Raw genomic sequence first — 15,144 nt, 5'->3', positions numbered from 1 at the left:
GCCCCCTGTTATATGCAGTACTGCAGTACGTCGGAAAGCAAACCGCTTTTGCGGGAAAAACACAAACCCCTGGGAGAGACCGAGGGGCCCGCTCCCACCCGGAAACATGCGCGTTTCGGACATAGGGAACCCGGGCATGGCGGGACGCCCGGAATAGCGGGCCGATCCACGGGGATCCTTGCGGATCGATGCGGATCCTTCGCGATCACAGATGCAGAAGCATCCGGCTGTTGCCCAAGGTGTTCGGTTTCACTCGTTCGAGTCCGAGGAACTCCGCGACACCCTCGTCATAGGAACGCAACAGCTCCGCGTAGACATCGGTGTCCACCGGCGTCTCGCCGATCTCCACGAAGCCGTGCTTCCCGAAGAACTCGACTTCGAAGGTCAGACAGAAAACGCGGCGAACACCAAGCCAACGCGCGGTCTCCAGCAACTTCTCCAGCACTTGATGACCGACACCGGCGCCCTTGAGGCCCGGCTTCACCGCGAGAGTGCGTACTTCCGCGAGGTCTTCCCACATCACGTGCAGTGCGCCGCAGCCGACGACCTCGGCGTTGTCGTCGCGTTCGGCGACCCAGAACTCCTGGATGTCCTCGTAAAGCGTCACCGTGGCTTTGTCGAGCAGGATGCGGTCGCGGACGTACGCGTCAAGGAGCTGGCGCACGGCCGGGACATCGCCGGTCCGGGCCCGCCGGACGGTGATGGCTTTTGCGGTGACTTCGGGGCGCATCGCTGACATGAGCGGACGCTATCGCCCGCCGCGGTCCGGCACCGAGCCGGGGTTCTCCTCTTCCCGTTCGGGCCGTTCCGGGGTTTCCGGACCCTGCACGATGCGTACGGCGTCTCTGAGGGCGTGGCGCTGTTCGTCGCTCATCATCCCGAAGAACGCGACGAGGGCGGCCGCCGGGTTGTCGCTCTGCGACCACGCCTCGTTCATCAGGGCGGCCGCGTAGGCGGCCCGGGTGGAGACGGCCTCATATCGATAGGCGCGCCCTTCGGCCTCCCGGCGGACCCAGCCCTTCTGATGGAGATTGTCCAAAACGGTCATCACCGTGGTGTACGCGATGGACCGTTCCTGCTGAAGGTCTTCCAGGACTTCTCGAACGGTCACCGGGCGGTTCCACTTCCACACCCGCGTCATGACCGCGTCTTCGAGTTCTCCCAATGGGCGAGGCACAGCTCAGAACAATAGTGGGAGATCCCGCCAATGGCGTGCCGGACGTGCACTTTCACCAACAAAGGCGAACAAAAAGGGCGTACGACTCGGAAAGCGCGGCCGCGGTGCGGAGGCGCGGTGAGTCGTACGCCCAGGGAGTTGGCGGCGCCCGGGCGCTCAGGCGTCGGCGTTCGGGGCGGCGGCCGCGCGGGCGCCCGCCGCACGCTCGAGGGCGGCGTCGACGGCGGCGTCCTCCTTGGCCTTGGCGGCCCCGCCCTGGGTCTTCACGATGACCCGGACCAGGCCGATGAAGAAGATGGCCATGACGACCGGAGGCAGGAGCGCGGCAACGTATTCCATGCGTCCAGAGTAGCCACGCGACACCGGGCGAAAGGGGCGGGGTGAGCCAACCATCCCCCAAGCCGCGCGAGCTGCCGCTTTCCGGGTGACCGGGCCGGGCGACCGGGGCAGGCGGCCGGGGCGGCCGGCCGGGGTGACCGAGCCGGGTGTTCGGCCGGGGTGACCGAGCCGGGTGTTCGGCCGGGGTGACCGAGCCGGGTGTTCGGCCGGGGTGACCGAGCCGGGTGTTCGGCCGGGGTGACCGACCCGGATACCGATCGGGCGGCCTGCCCGGGCGGCCGACTCAAGTGACTGGCTCAGGTGGGCGACCCGGGTGGCCGGCTCTGACGGGTCCGGTGGGCGCTCAGCCCGCGGCGAGTTGTTGTGGGGGGCCGGCGGGGGGCGGGGTGGGGCGGCGGCGGGGGAAGACCTCGCCCGGGGTGGGGATGGGGCGCTTCGGTTCGGCGGGCTCGGGGGCGGGGGGCTGCGGGGCCGGGCGCTCGGCGGGCTTCTCGTTCGGCTTCTTCTCCGGCTCCTTGGCGACACCGCCCGGCAGGGCCGTCAGGCGGACCCTGGAGACCGGAACGGCGGGCGCCGGTACCTTCCGGGCGCCCTGGGCGAGCCGGGCCCGCACATCGCGCTCGGCGAGGTCCTGGCACCGGTCGAGCAGCGCGGCGGCGGAGGTGTTCCCCCGCAGGGCCCGGAGCGCGGCGAGGTCGTCCGGGGTGGGCCGGTGTCCGGCACCCAGCGCCTCCTCCAGGAGGGCGAGATAGCCGGCGGCGGTCCCGGGCAGGGCCGCGCGGTACCGGGCGAGATCGGCCACCAGAAAGGCACGCAACCGGTCTCCCTCGCGCACCGCCTCGTCGAGCGACTCGGCCAGCCGATGACAGTCCTTGATGTCGTCGGCGGAGGCGGGACCGGGGTGAAGGGCGAGGGCGAGGGCGCGACGGAGCACACGCAGCTCCTCCGCACCGAACGCCATGCCGCCGCGGGATCCGTAGGGCGTGGGCATGAACCGAAGATACGCGTAAATCAGACAAACTCGACATAGCGGGCAGGGTGTGGCGCCCACCGGTCCACCCGCTCAGCCGCAACACGACCCGCGCCGCCACCCAGCCCGTCCCGCGTTCGAGGACGAGAGGACGAGGCCGTCCAGGCCGAAGCGGGGGTCCGGGGGCGGTAGCGGGTGGGGCAGCAGCCCCCAGGGACGGCACCGGCTGGGGGCGAAGGGGGCTCGCCCCCTGGAGGACGGGACGGGTAGGGGCGGCGGGGGCGAAACCCGCCCCACGTCCGCCCCCACCGGCCGCTCACATCCGCGACACGTTCCGCTCGTACACCAGCCGCAGTCCCACCAGCGTCAGCCACGGCTCGTGCTCGTCGATCACCGAGGACTCCCCAAGGACCATCGGCGCCAACCCACCGGTGGCGATCACCGTCACGTCGTCGGGATCGTCGGCGAGCTCCCGGGCCATCCGGCCGACCACCCCGTCGACCTGCCCGGCGAACCCGTAGACGATGCCCGCCTGCATGGCCTCCACCGTGTTCTTGCCGATCACGCTGCGCGGCCGGGCCACCTCGATCTTCCGCAGCTGCGCGCCCTTGACGCCCAGCGCCTCCACGGAGATCTCGATACCGGGCGCGATCACGCCCCCGACGTACTCCCCGCGCGCGGAGACCGCGTCGAAGGTGGTGGCCGTGCCGAAGTCGACGACGATCGCCGGTCCCCCGAACAGCTCGACGGCGGCGACCGCGTTGATGATCCGGTCCGCGCCGACCTCCTTGGGGTTGTCGGTGAGGATCGGCACCCCGGTCTTCACCCCGGGTTCCACCAGCACCGCGGGGACGTCGCCGTAGTAGCGCCGCGTCACCTCGCGCAGCTCGTGCAGCACGGACGGCACGGTCGCGCAGATCGCGATGCCGTCGATGCCGTCGCCGAGTTCGTCGCCGAGCAGCGGGTGCATGCCCATCAGGCCCTGGAGGAGCACCGCCAGCTCGTCGGCGGTGCGGCGGGCGTCCGTGGAGATGCGCCAGTGCTCGACGATGTCCTCGCCGTCGAAGAGGCCGAGGACGGTGTGCGTGTTGCCGACGTCGATCGTGAGGAGCATGGGGTCACTCCGCGTCGCGCAGGTCCAGGCCGATGTCCAGGATCGGCGAGGAGTGGGTGAGGGCGCCGACGGCCAGGAAGTCCACGCCGGTGTCGGCGTACGTCCGCGCGTTCTCCAGAGTGAGCCGCCCGGACGCCTCCAGGAGCGCGCGCCCGTCGACGATCGCGACGGCCTCCTCGCACTCCATCGGCGTGAAGTTGTCCAGCAGGATCAGGTCGGCGCCCGCGTCGACGACCTCGCGCAGCTGGTGCAGCGTGTCGACCTCGACCTCGATCGCCAGGTCCGGGAAGGCCTCCCGGACGGCCTTGAAGGCCTGGGCGACACCGCCGGCGGCGACCACGTGGTTGTCCTTGACCAGGGCCGCGTCGGAGAGCGACATGCGGTGGTTGACGCCCCCGCCGCAGCGCACCGCGAACTTCTCCAGGGAGCGCAGCCCCGGGGTGGTCTTGCGGGTGTCCCGCACGCGCGTGTCCGTGCCCTCCAGGGCGTCCGCCCACGCGCGCGTGGCGGTCGCGATGCCGGACAGGCGGTTCAGGATGTTGAGCGCGCTGCGCTCGGCGGTGAGCAGGTCGCGGGTGCGGGTGGTGATCGACAGCAGCGGCTGCCCGGCCTCGACCCGGTCGCCGTCCTCGACGTGCCGCTCGACCTCGAACTCGTCCGTGCAGACCACGGAGACCACGGCCTCGGCGACCCGGAGGCCGGCGACGACGCCCGCCTCGCGGGCGACGAAGTCGGCGGTCGCCACGGCCTCCTCGGGGATCGTCGCGAGGGTCGTCACGTCCACGCCGCCCGCCAGGTCCTCCTGGACGGCCACGTTGGCGATGTCCTCGATCTCGATGGGGTCGAGCCCGGCGGCGGCCAGGAGTTCGGCGAGCGCGGGGTCGAGCCCGCACTCCAGGTACTCCTCGTCGCCCTCGGCGCCACAGGCACAGCCGTCGCCGCAGCCACCGCCGCCGGCGAGGGGAAGATCGTTGGTGCTCACGTCTGTCACTGCTCCTGGTGTGGCTGGTGCGGCCGGGTAGGGGGGAAGTCTGCGGTGTCGGTGGTGCCCACGGCCAGTGAACGGTCCGGATTGAGCCGTACGACGATGTGGCGCCGCCAGTGTGCGTCGTCGCGGTCGGCGTGGTCCTCGCGCCAGTGGCAGCCGCGGGTCTCCTGGCGGCGCCGGGCCGCCTCGACGAGCACGCGCGCGACGCACAGGAGGTTGGTGGCCTCCCAGGTGTCGACGCCGGGCTCGGCGGTCTTGCCGTTCTCGTCGAGGGCGTCGCGGGCCTCGGTGTGCAGCCGCTGGAGCTGCCCGGCGGCGGTGGCGAGGGACCCCTCGGAACGCAGCACGCCGGCGCCCTCGGCCATGATCCGCTGGATGGTGAACCGCGCCTCGGCGGCCTGCAGCGGGTGCGCGGGCTTCTCCGGGTGCGGGACCGGGACGGGCACGCGCGCGTGCAGGCCGTCGTCCGCGCGGGCGGCCGTGATGTCGGCGGCGATGCGCTCGGCGTAGACGAGGCCTTCGAGGAGGGAGTTGGAGGCGAGCCGGTTGGCACCGTGCACGCCGGTGCAGGCGACCTCGCCGCACGCGTACAGGCCGGGCACGGTGGTCCGGCCGCGCGCGTCGGTGCGCACGCCGCCGGAGGCGTAGTGGGCGGCCGGGGCGATCGGGATGGGCTCGGTGACCGGGTCGATGCCGTTGGCCCGGCAGGCGGCCAGGATGGTCGGGAAGCGGTGCTCCCACATGTCGGCGCCGAAGTGCCGGGCGTCCAGGTACATGTGCTCGGCGCCCTGGTCCAGCATCCGGCGCAGGATGCCCTTGGCGACGATGTCCCGGGGGGCCAGCTCGGCCAGCTCGTGCTGCCCCACCATGAAGCGCACGCCGTCCGCGTCGACCAGGTGGGCGCCCTCGCCGCGGACCGCCTCGGAGACCAGCGGCTGCTGGCCCTCCGCGTCCGGGCCGAGGAACAGCACGGTCGGGTGGAACTGCACGAATTCGAGGTCGCTGACCTCGGCGCCCGCGCGCAGGGCCAGCGCCACGCCGTCGCCGGTCGACACCGAGGGGTTGGTGGTCGCGGAGAACACCTGGCCCATGCCACCGGTCGCGAGGACCACCGCGGGGGCGTGCACGGCGCCCACGCCGTCGTGCTGGCCCTCGCCCATCACATGCAGGGTGACACCGGCCGTACGGCCCTCGGCGTCGGTCAGCAGGTCCAGCACGAGCGCGTTCTCGAAGGTGCGAAGCCCCCGCGCGCGTACCGCCTCGACGAGGGCCCGGGAGACCTCGGCGCCGGTGGCGTCGCCGCCGGCGTGCGCGATCCGGCGCCGGTGGTGGCCGCCCTCGCGGGTGAGGTCGAGGCCGCCCTCGGAGGACTCGTCGAAGATGGCACCGGTGTCGATGAGCCGCCGTACCGCGCCGGGGCCCTCGGTGACGAGGATCCGTACCGCTTCCTCGTCGCACAGGCCCGCGCCGGCCACCAGGGTGTCCCCGAGGTGCTGTTCGGGGGTGTCGCCCTCGCCGAGGGCGGCGGCGATGCCGCCCTGCGCCCAGCGGGTGGAGCCGTCGTCCAGGCGGGCCTTGGTGACGACGACCGTGCTGAGCCCGGCGGCCTGGCAGCGCAGGGCCGCGGTCAGGCCGGCCACGCCGGATCCGACGACGACCACGTCCGCCGAGATGCTCCAGCCGGGGGCGGGCGCGTGCAGTCGTATGCCTGTGCTGGTGCCTGTGCTGGTCACGAGGCGGCTCCGAAGGTTCCGAAGGTGAGGGGGATGTTGTCGATCAGCCGGGTCGTCCCGACCCGGGCGGCGACGGCGAGGACGGCCTCTCCGGTGAAGTCGTCGTCGATGTCGGTGAAGTCGGAGGGGTCGACCAGGGCGAGGTAGTCCAGGGCGAGCGGCGGGTCGTAGTGGACGCCCTCGTCCAGGACCGCGCGCGCGGCCGCCCGGACGGCGGCCGCGGCGCCGGGCACGGCCTTGGCCACGGCGTGCGCGTCGGCGGCGGCGCGGGACTCCCCTATGGCGCTGAGCGCCTCGGCACGCGCGCGCGTGGAGGGCACTTCGAGGGCCCGCGCGCGCAGCGCCTCCTGTGCCGCGTGCCGGTCGCGGCCCGCGAACAGCGCGCGCGACAGCGTGACGGCCGTGCGCCGCTCGTCGGTCGACAGGTAGCGGTTGCGGCTGGACAGCGCGAGCCCGTCGGCCTCGCGCACGGTCGGCACGCCGACGATCTCGACGCCGAAGTTCAGGTCCCGCACCATGCGCCGGATGACGGCGAGCTGCTGGGCGTCCTTCTGCCCGAACAGGGCCACGTCGGGACGGGTGAGGTGCAGCAGCTTGGCGACGACGGTGAGGACGCCGTCGAAGTGCCCGGGCCGGGAGGCGCCCTCCAGGACCGTGCCCATGGGGCCCGCGGTGATGCGGACCTGGGGCTCGCCGCCGGGGTAGACCTCGTCCGCGGCGGGGGCGAACACCACGTCCGCGCCGGCCTGCTCGGCGATCTTGAGATCGGCGTCCAGGGTGCGCGGGTAACGGTCGAGGTCCTCGCCCTCGCCGAACTGCAGCGGGTTCACGAAGACGGTGACGATCACGAAGCCCTCGCCGCCGACGTGCTCGCGGGCCTCCCGGACCAGCGTCGCGTGGCCCTCGTGCAGGGCGCCCATGGTCATGACGACGGCGGTACGGCCCGGCACCGCGGAGTGGTCCCGGGCGGCCCTGAGGTCGTCGACGGTGGGGGCGAGTGCGAGGGGGTGGCGGGTCATCGGTCTTCCCCGTTCTCGGACGTGTGCGTGCCGTTGGCGAGGACGCCCAGGAGGTCCTCGGCGAGTTCCGGCTTCAGCAGACCGTGGGCGAGCGCCCGGTCGGCCGTCGCGCGGGCCATCGCCAGATAGCCGTCGACGGCCTGCGGGGCGTGCCGGCGCAACTCGGTGACGTGCGCGGCGACGGTCCCCGCGTCCCCGCGCGCGACCGGGCCGGTCAGCGCCGCGTCGCCGGAGCGCAGGGCGTTGTCCAGGGCGGCGCCCAGCAGCGGGCCGAGCATCCGGTCGGGGGCCTCGACGCCGGCCGTGCGCAGCAGCTCCATGGACTGGGCGACCAGGGTGACCAGGTGGTTGGCGCCGAGGGCGAGGGCCGCGTGGTACAGCGGGCGGTTCTCCTCGGCGATCCACTCCGGCTCGCCGCCCATCTCGATGACGAGCGCCTCGGCGGCCAGCCGCAGCTCCTCGGGCGCGGTGGCCCCGAACGAGCAGCCCGCGAGCCGCTGGACGTCCACCGGTGTCCCGGTGAAGGTCATCGCCGGGTGCAGGGCCAGCGGCAGCGCGCCCGCGCGCAGGGCCGGGTCCAGGACCCCGGTGCCGTACCGCCCGGAGGTGTGCACGAGCAGCTGGCCGGGCCGTACGGCACCGGTCTCGGCGAGGCCGGTGACCAGGCCGGGCAGGGCGTCGTCGGGGACGGTCAGGAGCACCAGGTCGGCGCGCCGGAGGACCTCGGCGGGGGGTACCAGCGGGACGTCGGGCAGCAGCGCCTCGGCGCGCCGCCGGGAGGCTTCGGAGACTCCGGAGGCGGCCACCGGGCGGTGCCCGGCGAGCTGCAGGGACGCGGCGAGCGCGGGACCCACCCGGCCGGCGCCGACGACGCCGACGGTGAGCCGCGCGGGGCGGTCACTGAGGTCTGGCTGTTGGAATGTACTCACGCGAGGGTGGCCTTCCCGTTCCAGTCCGCTCTGGGTACCGGACGATTTCTCGTCATGTTAACGCTATCGGGTCGGAGCCCCGTTGGTTGTCCACAGGCTGTGGGTGACCGGTCACATCCCGGGGACGGTCCCGCGCGAAATTCCGGGGCCCTCCTTCCTCGCGCCACGGCATCATCCTCGGCATGAGCGATACGGCGACGCCCCAGGACGAACGGCCGCAGGAGACCCTGCCGGCCGAGCAGGAGATGCGGGAGCGGCGCGCGGCCGCCTACCGGAGGGCCGACCGCGTCCTCGCGCGCATGGGCCTGCGCGCCTCCCTGCGCGAACGGCTGGCGCGGCTCCAGGAGGCGGCGCCCGAGGTGTACGACCTGGACGAACCGGCGGACATCTACGGCAACGGGATCGTCGAGGCGCTGGAGCGGCGCGTCGCGGCCCTGCTGGGCACGGAGGCCGCCGCGTTCTTCCCGACCGGCACGATGGCCCAGCAGGTCGCCCTGCGCTGCTGGGCGGCCCGCACCGGCAACCCCACGGTGGCCCTGCACGCCCTCGGCCACCCCGAGGTGCACGAACGGGACGCCTTCCGCGAGGTCGCCGGCCTGCGCACGGTGCGCGTCACCGGCGAGCCCCGGCTCCCCACCGCCCAGGAGATACGCGACGTCGAGGAGCCCTTCGGGGCGCTGATGCTGGAACTGCCGCTCCGGGACGCCGGTTTCGTGCTGCCGACCTGGGAGGAGCTCACGGAGGTCGTGGAGGCGGCCCGGGAGCGCGACGCGGTGGTGCACTTCGACGGCGCGCGCCTGTGGGAGTGCACGGTCCGCTTCGGGCGCCCCCTGCACGAGATCGCGGAGCTGGCGGACAGCGTCTACGTCTCGTTCTACAAGTCCCTCGACGGGTTCGGCGGCGCCGCGCTGGCGGGCCCCAAGCCCCTGGTCGAGGAGGCGAAGACCTGGCGCCACCGCTACGGCGGCATGGTCTTCCAGCAGTTCCCGACGGCCCTGGCGGCCCTCGTCGGCCTGGAGCGCGAACTGCCCCGCCTCCCGGACTACGTCCGCCACGCGCGCGTGGTCGCCGCGGCCCTGCGCGAGGGCTTCGCCGGGGCGGGCGTCCCCTGGGCGCGCGTCCACCCCGAGGAGCCGCACACGCACCAGTTCCAGGTCTGGCTGCCGTACGAGCCCGACGTGCTGGCGGAAGCGGCGGTCCGGCAGGCCGAGGAGACCGGCACCTATCTCTTCGTGGGCCCGTGGGAGGCGAAGGGCCCGGGGCTGTCCATGAACGAGGTGACGGTGACCGCCGAGGGGCTGGAGTGGACCGCGCGGGACGTGCGGGCGGCGGTCGCGGACTTCGTGGCGCGGCTGCCCTAGCCGCCCCCGCCGGAGGCCGGGTGGATTGACGGCGGCCGTCAATCCACGGGGGCGTTGTCGGTGCCGGGGTGCACGATGGGGACATGAGCGTACGTATCGACATCGCGGGGCTGCGGCCGGAGAGGGTCGCCGTCGTGCCCTCTCCGCTGGCCGAGCTCGGCATGGCGCTGCACGCGCTGTCCGAACCGGGGCACCACCCGGGTCTCCAGGGCTGGGTGACCGGGGTGGCCGCCGCTCTGGAGCCGCATCTGGCGGACCGGATGTGCGAGGCGGACTTCCTGTGGCGGACGACGTTCTCGGACCTGTTCCTGCCGTACGCGGCCGTGCCGGGCGCCGTCCCGGGCGGCACGCTCGCCGAGGAGCTGGACCAGCTCGACAAACTGACGGACGAGCAGTTCGTGGACGCGGCGCTGGAGTTCACCTGCGCGCTGTCCTACGGGACGCGGGCGCCGGGCCTGCTGTCGGACCCGGCCGCGCGCGGGCGGGCGCTGGAGGTAGCGGCCTCGCGCGGTCCGCGGCAGGTCCGCTTCGCCCGGCGGCTGCTCGACGATCCGCCGAGCGTGCGCGCGTGGCTGCGCCGGTTCCTGGAGGACTGCGCCGAGGCGTTCTTCGACGAGGCCTGGTCGCGGCTGCGCCACCAGCTGGCGGCCGACGCCCGGCACAAGACGGAGCTGCTGCGGCGCAAGGGGCTGGCCGAGGCGCTGACCGCGGTCTCGCCGTCCGTGACCCTCGACGGGGCGGCCGAGCGGATCACCGTGGACAAGCTCACCGACGGCCACGCCACGGCCGCCGCCGACGGCCTCCTGCTGGTGCCCACGAGCCTCGGCTGGCCGCATCTGATGGTGCTGCACCGCTACGGCTGGCAGCCGGTGCTGCACTACCCCGTCGGTTCGCCGGAGCTGGCCTCCCCGGCCTCGGTGGAGCAGCTCACGCTGCGGATGGCGGCGCTGTCGCACCCCGTCCGGATGCGGCTGTGCCGGTACCTGGCGCGCAGCGCGTACACCACCAGCGAGCTGGCGCAGGCGCAGGGTCTGTCGGCGCCGGAGGTGTCCCGGCATCTGGGTGTGCTCAAGAAGGCGGGCCTGGTCTCCACCCGCCGCCGCGGGCGGTACGTGCTGCACCAGCTGGACGTCACGGTGGTCGCCCGGCTGGGCAGCGACTTCCTGGAAGGGATACTCCGCTAGCCGCCCGCGCGGTACGGCGGCGCGTCAGCCGTGCCCGCCGCCCGCCCGCACCAGTCCGGTCTCGTAGGCGAGCACGACCACCTGGACCCGGTCGCGCAGCCCGAGCTTGGTGAGGATGCGGCCCACGTGGGTCTTCACGGTCGCCTCGGACAGCACCAGGCGGCCCGCGATCTCACCGTTCGACAGGCCCTGCGCGACCAGCACCATGACCTCGCGCTCCCGGTCGGTGAGCCGGTTCAGCTCCTGGTGCTGCGCCTCCTTGCCGGCGGAGGGCAGCATCGGCGCGAAGCGGTCGAGGAGGCGCCGGGTGGTGGAGGGCGCGACGACGGCGTCACCGCTGTGCACCGAGCGGATGGCGGCCAGCAGCTCGCCCGGCGGCACGTCCTTGAGCATGAAGCCGGAGGCGCCCGCCTTCAGCCCCGAGAAGGCGTACTCGTCGAGGTCGAAGGTGGTCAGGATGAGCACCTTGGGCGGTTCGGGCTCCGCGCAGATGCGGCGGGTGGCCTCCACCCCGTCCAGCTTGGGCATGCGCACATCCATCAGCACCACGTCCACGTCGGTGGACCTCAGCACCTGGAGGGCCTCGACGCCGTCGCCCGCCTCCGCGACGACCTCCATGTCCGGCTGCGCCGCGAGCACCATCCGGAACCCGGTGCGCAGCAGCACCTGGTCGTCGACGAGCATGACGCGGATCGTCATCGGGTCCTCTTCCGTTGCCGTTCGTACGTTTGTTCCGGGGCGTGACAGGTGTCAACCGGGGGCGTGCGTCTGTGTCAATGCGCTGGTTTGAGCGGCAGCAGGGCACTGATGCGGAATCCTCCGCCGGGACGGGGTCCCGCGTCGAGGGTGCCACCGACCATGCCGACGCGCTCGCGCATGCCGATCAGGCCGTGTCCCTGCCCGTCGGCGCCGCCCTCCTCGTACATCTCGTGCGGGGCGCCCTTGCCGTCGTCCTCCACCAGCAGGCCGAGGCCGTCGTCGAAGTAGACCAGCCGCACACTGGCTCCCGTGTTGGGACCGCCGTGCTTGCGGGTGTTGGTGAGCGCCTCCTGCACGATCCGGTACGCCGTGAGCTCGACCCCGCTGGGCAGCGGGCGCGGGGTGCCCTCGACCTTGAAGTCGACGGGCAGGCCGGAACTGCGGCACTGCTCGACGAGCTCGTCGATCTGCTCGACGTCCGGCTGCGGGACGTACTCGCCGACCTCCTTGTGCTCGCCCGTGCGCAGCACGCCCAGCAGGCGGCGCATCTCGGCGAGGGCCTGGCGGCCGGTGGAGGAGATCGTCTCCAGGGCCTTCTTGGCCTGGTCGGGGGCGGCGTCCAGCACATAGGCGGCGCCGTCGGCCTGGACCACCATCACGGACACGTTGTGCGCGACCACGTCGTGCAGCTCGCGCGCGATCCGGGCGCGCTCCGCGGCGACCGCCACCTTGGCCTGCGCCTCGCGCTCCTTCTCCAGCCGGGCGGCGCGCTCCTCCAGCTGCGCGAAGTAGGCGCGGCGGGTGCGCATGGAGTCGCCGAGCACCCAGGCGAGCACGAACGGCACCGTCTGGAACAGCACGATCGCGACGTGCCCCGGGAAGCTCGCCTCGTCCTGCGGCCACCGGATCTGCGCCAGCGGCGCGGCGGCCAGCCCCGTGTAGAGGCCGAACCGGGACGCCCAGCGCGCGCCGACGGCGGCGTTCGTGCAGACGATCACCAGCATGGCGAAGTTGGCGACGGTCGTCTCCACGTCCAGCACCAGCTGGGCCAGGCCGGTGGCCGCGGCCAGCAGCAGCATCGGCTCCGGGAACCGGCGGCGCAGCGCGACGACGACGCACATCACGACGGACACGGCCAGCATGGCGGCCCTGGACCCGTGGTGCTGCTGAGCCTCACCGAGCTTCCAGATGCTCGCGCCGGAGATCCCGAGCAGGGCGACGGCCCAGAAGCTGTCGACCCATGTCGGGTGCCTGCGGAGGAAGTCATAGAGGCGCTGCACGTAACCCAGAGTAGGGAAGCGTGATAGGTGCAGGGGTCAACCGGAGGGCCGATCCCTGTTCCGCACGCGTACTCCGCAAGGTGGAGAAGGTGATCACCTGTACGCCTAGTCTGGCCCGGTGACGGATGAGGCGACGCGAGAGACGGCCGACGACGCGCGCGGCTGGCGTGCGGCCACCGAGACGGCCCTGTACGGCCCCGGCGGCTTCTACCGCCGCCCGGAGGGGCCGGCCGGGCACTTCCGTACGTCGGTGCACGCCTCGGGGCTGTTCGCCGAGGCCGTGGCCGAGCTGCTGTGCCGGGTGGACGAGACGCTGGGGCGCCCCGAGACGCTGGACTTCGTCGACATGGGCGCCGGGCGGGGCGAGCTGGTCACCGGCGTGCTGGCGGCGCTGCCCGGAGAGGTGGCGGCACGCACGCACGCGTACGCCGTCGACATCGCCGACCGCCCGCCCGGCCTCGCCGACCGCGTCACCTGGCTCGCCGAGCCCCCGCGCACGATCAGCGGCCTGCTCTTCGCCAACGAGTGGCTCGACAACGTCCCGGTCGACGTCGCCGAGGTGGACCCGGCCGGGGTACCCCGCCTGGTGCACGTCCGGCGGGACGGCGTCGAGCTGCTCGGGGAGCGGGTGTCCGGCGCGGACGCGCAGTGGCTCGCGCGGTGGTGGCCGCTGGGCACCGAACCGGGGCTGCGCGCGGAGATCGGGCTGCCCCGGGACCAGGCCTGGGCGACCGCCGTCACCGGCCTGCGCAGGGGGCTCGCGGTGGCCGTGGACTACGCGCACACGGTGGACACCCGCCCCCCGTTCGGGACGCTCACCGGCTTCCGCGCGGGGCGCGCGACATTCCCCGTGCCGAACGGGTCGTGCGACATCACGGCGCATGTGGCGCTGGACGCGTGCGCGGCGCTCGACCCGGCCCTCAGGCTGCCCGAGGCGCTGCTGTGCACCCAGCGCGACGCCCTGCGCGCCCTGGGCGTGATCGCCGGCCGGCCCCCGCTCACGCTCGCCTCCACCAACCCCGCCGGCTACGTGCGCGCCCTCTCGACCGCGGGGGAGGCCGCCGAACTCACCGCCCCCGGCGGCCTCGGCGACTTCCTCTGGCTGGTCCAGCCGGTGGGCATCGCGGACACCCTGCTCTGACCCGCCGCCGGCGCCCGGCCCGCGTGCCCGCGGACCTACTTGTCGATGTCCCCCACCACGAAGAACATCGACCCCAGGATCGCCACCATGTCCGCCACCAGCGTCCCCGGCAGCAGTTCGGTCAGTGCCTGGATGTTGTTGTACGACGCCGAGCGCAGCTTCAGCCGGTACGGGGTCTTCTCGCCCTTGCTGACGAGGTAGTAGCCGTTGATGCCGAGCGGGTTCTCGGTCCAGGCGTAGGTGTGGCCCTCGGGCGCCTTGAGCACCTTGGGGAGCCGCTGGTTGATCGGTCCCGGCGGCAGCTCGGCGAACCGGTCCAGACAGGCGTCGGCCAGGTCCAGGGCGTTGTGGGTCTGCTCCAGGAGGCACTCGAAGCGGGCCAGGCAGTCGCCCTCGGTCCGGGTGACCACCCTGAGGGTGTCCTGGAGCTCGCCGTAGGCCAGGTAGGGCTCGTCGCGGCGCAGGTCGAAGTCGACGCCCGAGGCGCGCGCGATGGGCCCGCTCACGCCGTACCCGTGCACGGCCTCCGGCGTGAGGGCGCCCACGCCCCGGGTACGCCCCCGGAAGATCTCGTTGCCGAGGACCAGGTCGTCGAAGACGTCCATCCGGGAGCGCACGGCGGTCACCGCCGCACGCGCGCGTGCGGTCCAGCCGGCCGGGAGGTCCTCCTTGAGGCCGCCGACGCGGTTGAACATGTAGTGCATGCGCCCGCCGGAGACCTCCTCCATGACGTTCTGGAGCTCCTCGCGCTCGCGGAACGCGTAGAAGACCGGGGTGATCCCGCCCAGCTCCAGCGGATAGGAGCCGAGGAACATCAGGTGGTTGAGCACCCGGTTCAGCTCGGCGAGCAGGGTGCGCGTCCACACCGCGCGGACGGGCACCTCCATGCCGAGCATGCGCTCCACGGCGAGGACCACGCCCAGCTCGTTCGAGAAGGCCGACAGCCAGTCGTGGCGGTTGGCGAGCATGATGATCTGCCGGTAGTCGCGCGCCTCGAAGAGCTTCTCCGCGCCCCGGTGCATATAGCCGATCACCGGCTCCGCCGAGACGATCCGCTCGCCGTCCAGCACCAGCTTCAGCCGCAGCACACCGTGCGTGGAGGGGTGCTGGGGACCGATGTTGAGCACCATGTCGGTGCTCTCCGCGGCGCCGCCGATCCCGACCGTGGTCTCCGTCGTAGGAGTCATGGTCCCAGTCTCTCCTACGTACG

15 protein-coding genes are annotated in these 15,144 nt (G+C 73.0%); 3 read left to right on the top strand and 12 right to left on the bottom strand.

Annotated features, from left to right (window positions below; all coding sequences use genetic code 11):
• Positions 1-205: 205 nt before the first annotated feature.
• From ACIPSJ_RS20115 to ACIPSJ_RS20075, 9 genes are all read right to left on the bottom strand, one after another.
• Positions 206-739, bottom strand: coding sequence for an amino-acid N-acetyltransferase (locus ACIPSJ_RS20115; protein ID WP_359225467.1), 534 nt, complete (start codon positions 737-739; stop codon positions 206-208).
• Positions 740-748: 9 nt separating this feature from the next.
• Entirely contained in the window at positions 749-1,165 is a 417-nt protein-coding gene (locus ACIPSJ_RS20110; protein ID WP_401347365.1) for a BlaI/MecI/CopY family transcriptional regulator, read from the bottom strand.
• A 168-nt stretch (positions 1,166-1,333) separates the two neighbouring features.
• Positions 1,334-1,516 carry a hypothetical protein gene (locus tag ACIPSJ_RS20105; protein ID WP_401347363.1) on the bottom strand — a complete coding sequence of 61 codons (183 nt, stop codon included), beginning with the start codon at positions 1,514-1,516 and terminating at the stop codon, positions 1,334-1,336.
• Between the two features lie 343 nt (positions 1,517-1,859).
• The gene (locus tag ACIPSJ_RS20100; protein WP_365679950.1) at positions 1,860-2,477 is read right to left on the bottom strand and encodes a hypothetical protein; all 618 of its coding nucleotides are present in this window, start codon (positions 2,475-2,477) and stop codon (positions 1,860-1,862) included.
• A gap of 325 nt (positions 2,478-2,802) precedes the next feature.
• Entirely contained in the window at positions 2,803-3,600 is a 798-nt protein-coding gene (locus ACIPSJ_RS20095) for a type III pantothenate kinase (RefSeq protein ID WP_089099902.1), read from the bottom strand.
• A gap of 4 nt (positions 3,601-3,604) precedes the next feature.
• Positions 3,605-4,582, bottom strand: coding sequence for a carboxylating nicotinate-nucleotide diphosphorylase (gene nadC, locus ACIPSJ_RS20090; RefSeq protein WP_401347361.1), 978 nt, complete (start codon positions 4,580-4,582; stop codon positions 3,605-3,607).
• A gap of 5 nt (positions 4,583-4,587) precedes the next feature.
• Positions 4,588-6,321: an L-aspartate oxidase gene (locus ACIPSJ_RS20085; protein ID WP_401347359.1), complete on the bottom strand. Its 1,734-nt coding sequence runs from the start codon at positions 6,319-6,321 to the stop codon at positions 4,588-4,590.
• Positions 6,318-7,340, bottom strand: coding sequence for a pantoate--beta-alanine ligase (panC, locus tag ACIPSJ_RS20080; RefSeq protein ID WP_401347356.1), 1,023 nt, complete (start codon positions 7,338-7,340; stop codon positions 6,318-6,320). Before panC ends, ACIPSJ_RS20085 begins: the two co-directional genes overlap by 4 nt.
• Positions 7,337-8,269 (bottom strand): Rossmann-like and DUF2520 domain-containing protein, encoded by a 933-nt coding sequence (locus ACIPSJ_RS20075; RefSeq protein ID WP_401347353.1) that lies wholly within the window; start codon positions 8,267-8,269, stop codon positions 7,337-7,339. Before ACIPSJ_RS20075 ends, panC begins: the two co-directional genes overlap by 4 nt.
• A gap of 182 nt (positions 8,270-8,451) precedes the next feature.
• Here ACIPSJ_RS20075 and ACIPSJ_RS20070 point away from each other — a divergent pair, with 182 nt between their 5' ends.
• Both ACIPSJ_RS20070 and ACIPSJ_RS20065 read left to right on the top strand, forming a co-directional pair.
• Positions 8,452-9,630: a threonine aldolase family protein gene (locus ACIPSJ_RS20070; RefSeq protein WP_401347350.1), complete on the top strand. Its 1,179-nt coding sequence runs from the start codon at positions 8,452-8,454 to the stop codon at positions 9,628-9,630.
• Positions 9,631-9,713: 83 nt separating this feature from the next.
• Positions 9,714-10,814, top strand: coding sequence for a DUF5937 family protein (locus ACIPSJ_RS20065; protein WP_401347348.1), 1,101 nt, complete (start codon positions 9,714-9,716; stop codon positions 10,812-10,814).
• Positions 10,815-10,838: 24 nt separating this feature from the next.
• Here ACIPSJ_RS20065 and ACIPSJ_RS20060 read toward each other — a convergent pair whose 3' ends face one another.
• Together ACIPSJ_RS20060 and ACIPSJ_RS20055 are read right to left on the bottom strand one after the other, a co-directional pair.
• On the bottom strand, positions 10,839-11,513 hold the full coding sequence (locus ACIPSJ_RS20060) for a response regulator transcription factor (protein ID WP_359206028.1): 675 nt from the start codon (positions 11,511-11,513) through the stop codon (positions 10,839-10,841).
• 74 nt (positions 11,514-11,587) lie between these two features.
• On the bottom strand, positions 11,588-12,793 hold the full coding sequence (locus tag ACIPSJ_RS20055) for a sensor histidine kinase (RefSeq protein WP_359206030.1): 1,206 nt from the start codon (positions 12,791-12,793) through the stop codon (positions 11,588-11,590).
• Between the two features lie 118 nt (positions 12,794-12,911).
• On the opposite strand from ACIPSJ_RS20055, the gene ACIPSJ_RS20050 reads away from it, so the two are divergent.
• Positions 12,912-13,934: an SAM-dependent methyltransferase gene (locus ACIPSJ_RS20050; RefSeq protein WP_401347345.1), complete on the top strand. Its 1,023-nt coding sequence runs from the start codon at positions 12,912-12,914 to the stop codon at positions 13,932-13,934.
• 35 nt (positions 13,935-13,969) lie between these two features.
• Here ACIPSJ_RS20050 and ACIPSJ_RS20045 read toward each other — a convergent pair whose 3' ends face one another.
• Complete coding sequence (locus ACIPSJ_RS20045) at positions 13,970-15,121, bottom strand: NADH-quinone oxidoreductase subunit D (RefSeq protein ID WP_401347342.1); 1,152 nt, start codon at positions 15,119-15,121, stop codon at positions 13,970-13,972.
• Positions 15,122-15,144 lie beyond the last annotated feature (23 nt).

It is taken from the genome of Streptomyces sp. NPDC090088 (assembly GCF_044747345.1).
In the GTDB taxonomy this organism is placed as follows: Bacteria; Actinomycetota; Actinomycetes; order Streptomycetales; family Streptomycetaceae; genus Streptomyces.
The sequence above is the reverse complement of the archived record's forward strand: the minus strand, read 5'-3'. Positions and strand labels throughout refer to the sequence as shown.

Bases quoted from the DNA above. Each gene is read 5' to 3' on its own strand.
- ACIPSJ_RS20095 (WP_089099902.1), bottom strand. From the start codon at position 3,600: ATGCTCCTCACGATCGACGTCGGCAACACGCACACCGTCCTCGGCCTC.
- ACIPSJ_RS20100 (WP_365679950.1), bottom strand. From the start codon at position 2,477: ATGGCGTTCGGTGCGGAGGAGCTGCGTGTGCTCCGTCGCGCCCTCGCC.
- ACIPSJ_RS20060 (WP_359206028.1), bottom strand. From the start codon at position 11,513: ATGACGATCCGCGTCATGCTCGTCGACGACCAGGTGCTGCTGCGCACC.
- ACIPSJ_RS20070 (WP_401347350.1), top strand. From the start codon at position 8,452: ATGAGCGATACGGCGACGCCCCAGGACGAACGGCCGCAGGAGACCCTG.
- panC (WP_401347356.1), bottom strand. From the start codon at position 7,340: ATGACCCGCCACCCCCTCGCACTCGCCCCCACCGTCGACGACCTCAGG.
- ACIPSJ_RS20105 (WP_401347363.1), bottom strand. From the start codon at position 1,516: ATGGAATACGTTGCCGCGCTCCTGCCTCCGGTCGTCATGGCCATCTTC.
- ACIPSJ_RS20045 (WP_401347342.1), bottom strand. From the start codon at position 15,121: ATGACTCCTACGACGGAGACCACGGTCGGGATCGGCGGCGCCGCGGAG.
- ACIPSJ_RS20065 (WP_401347348.1), top strand. From the start codon at position 9,714: ATGAGCGTACGTATCGACATCGCGGGGCTGCGGCCGGAGAGGGTCGCC.
- ACIPSJ_RS20115 (WP_359225467.1), bottom strand. From the start codon at position 739: ATGTCAGCGATGCGCCCCGAAGTCACCGCAAAAGCCATCACCGTCCGG.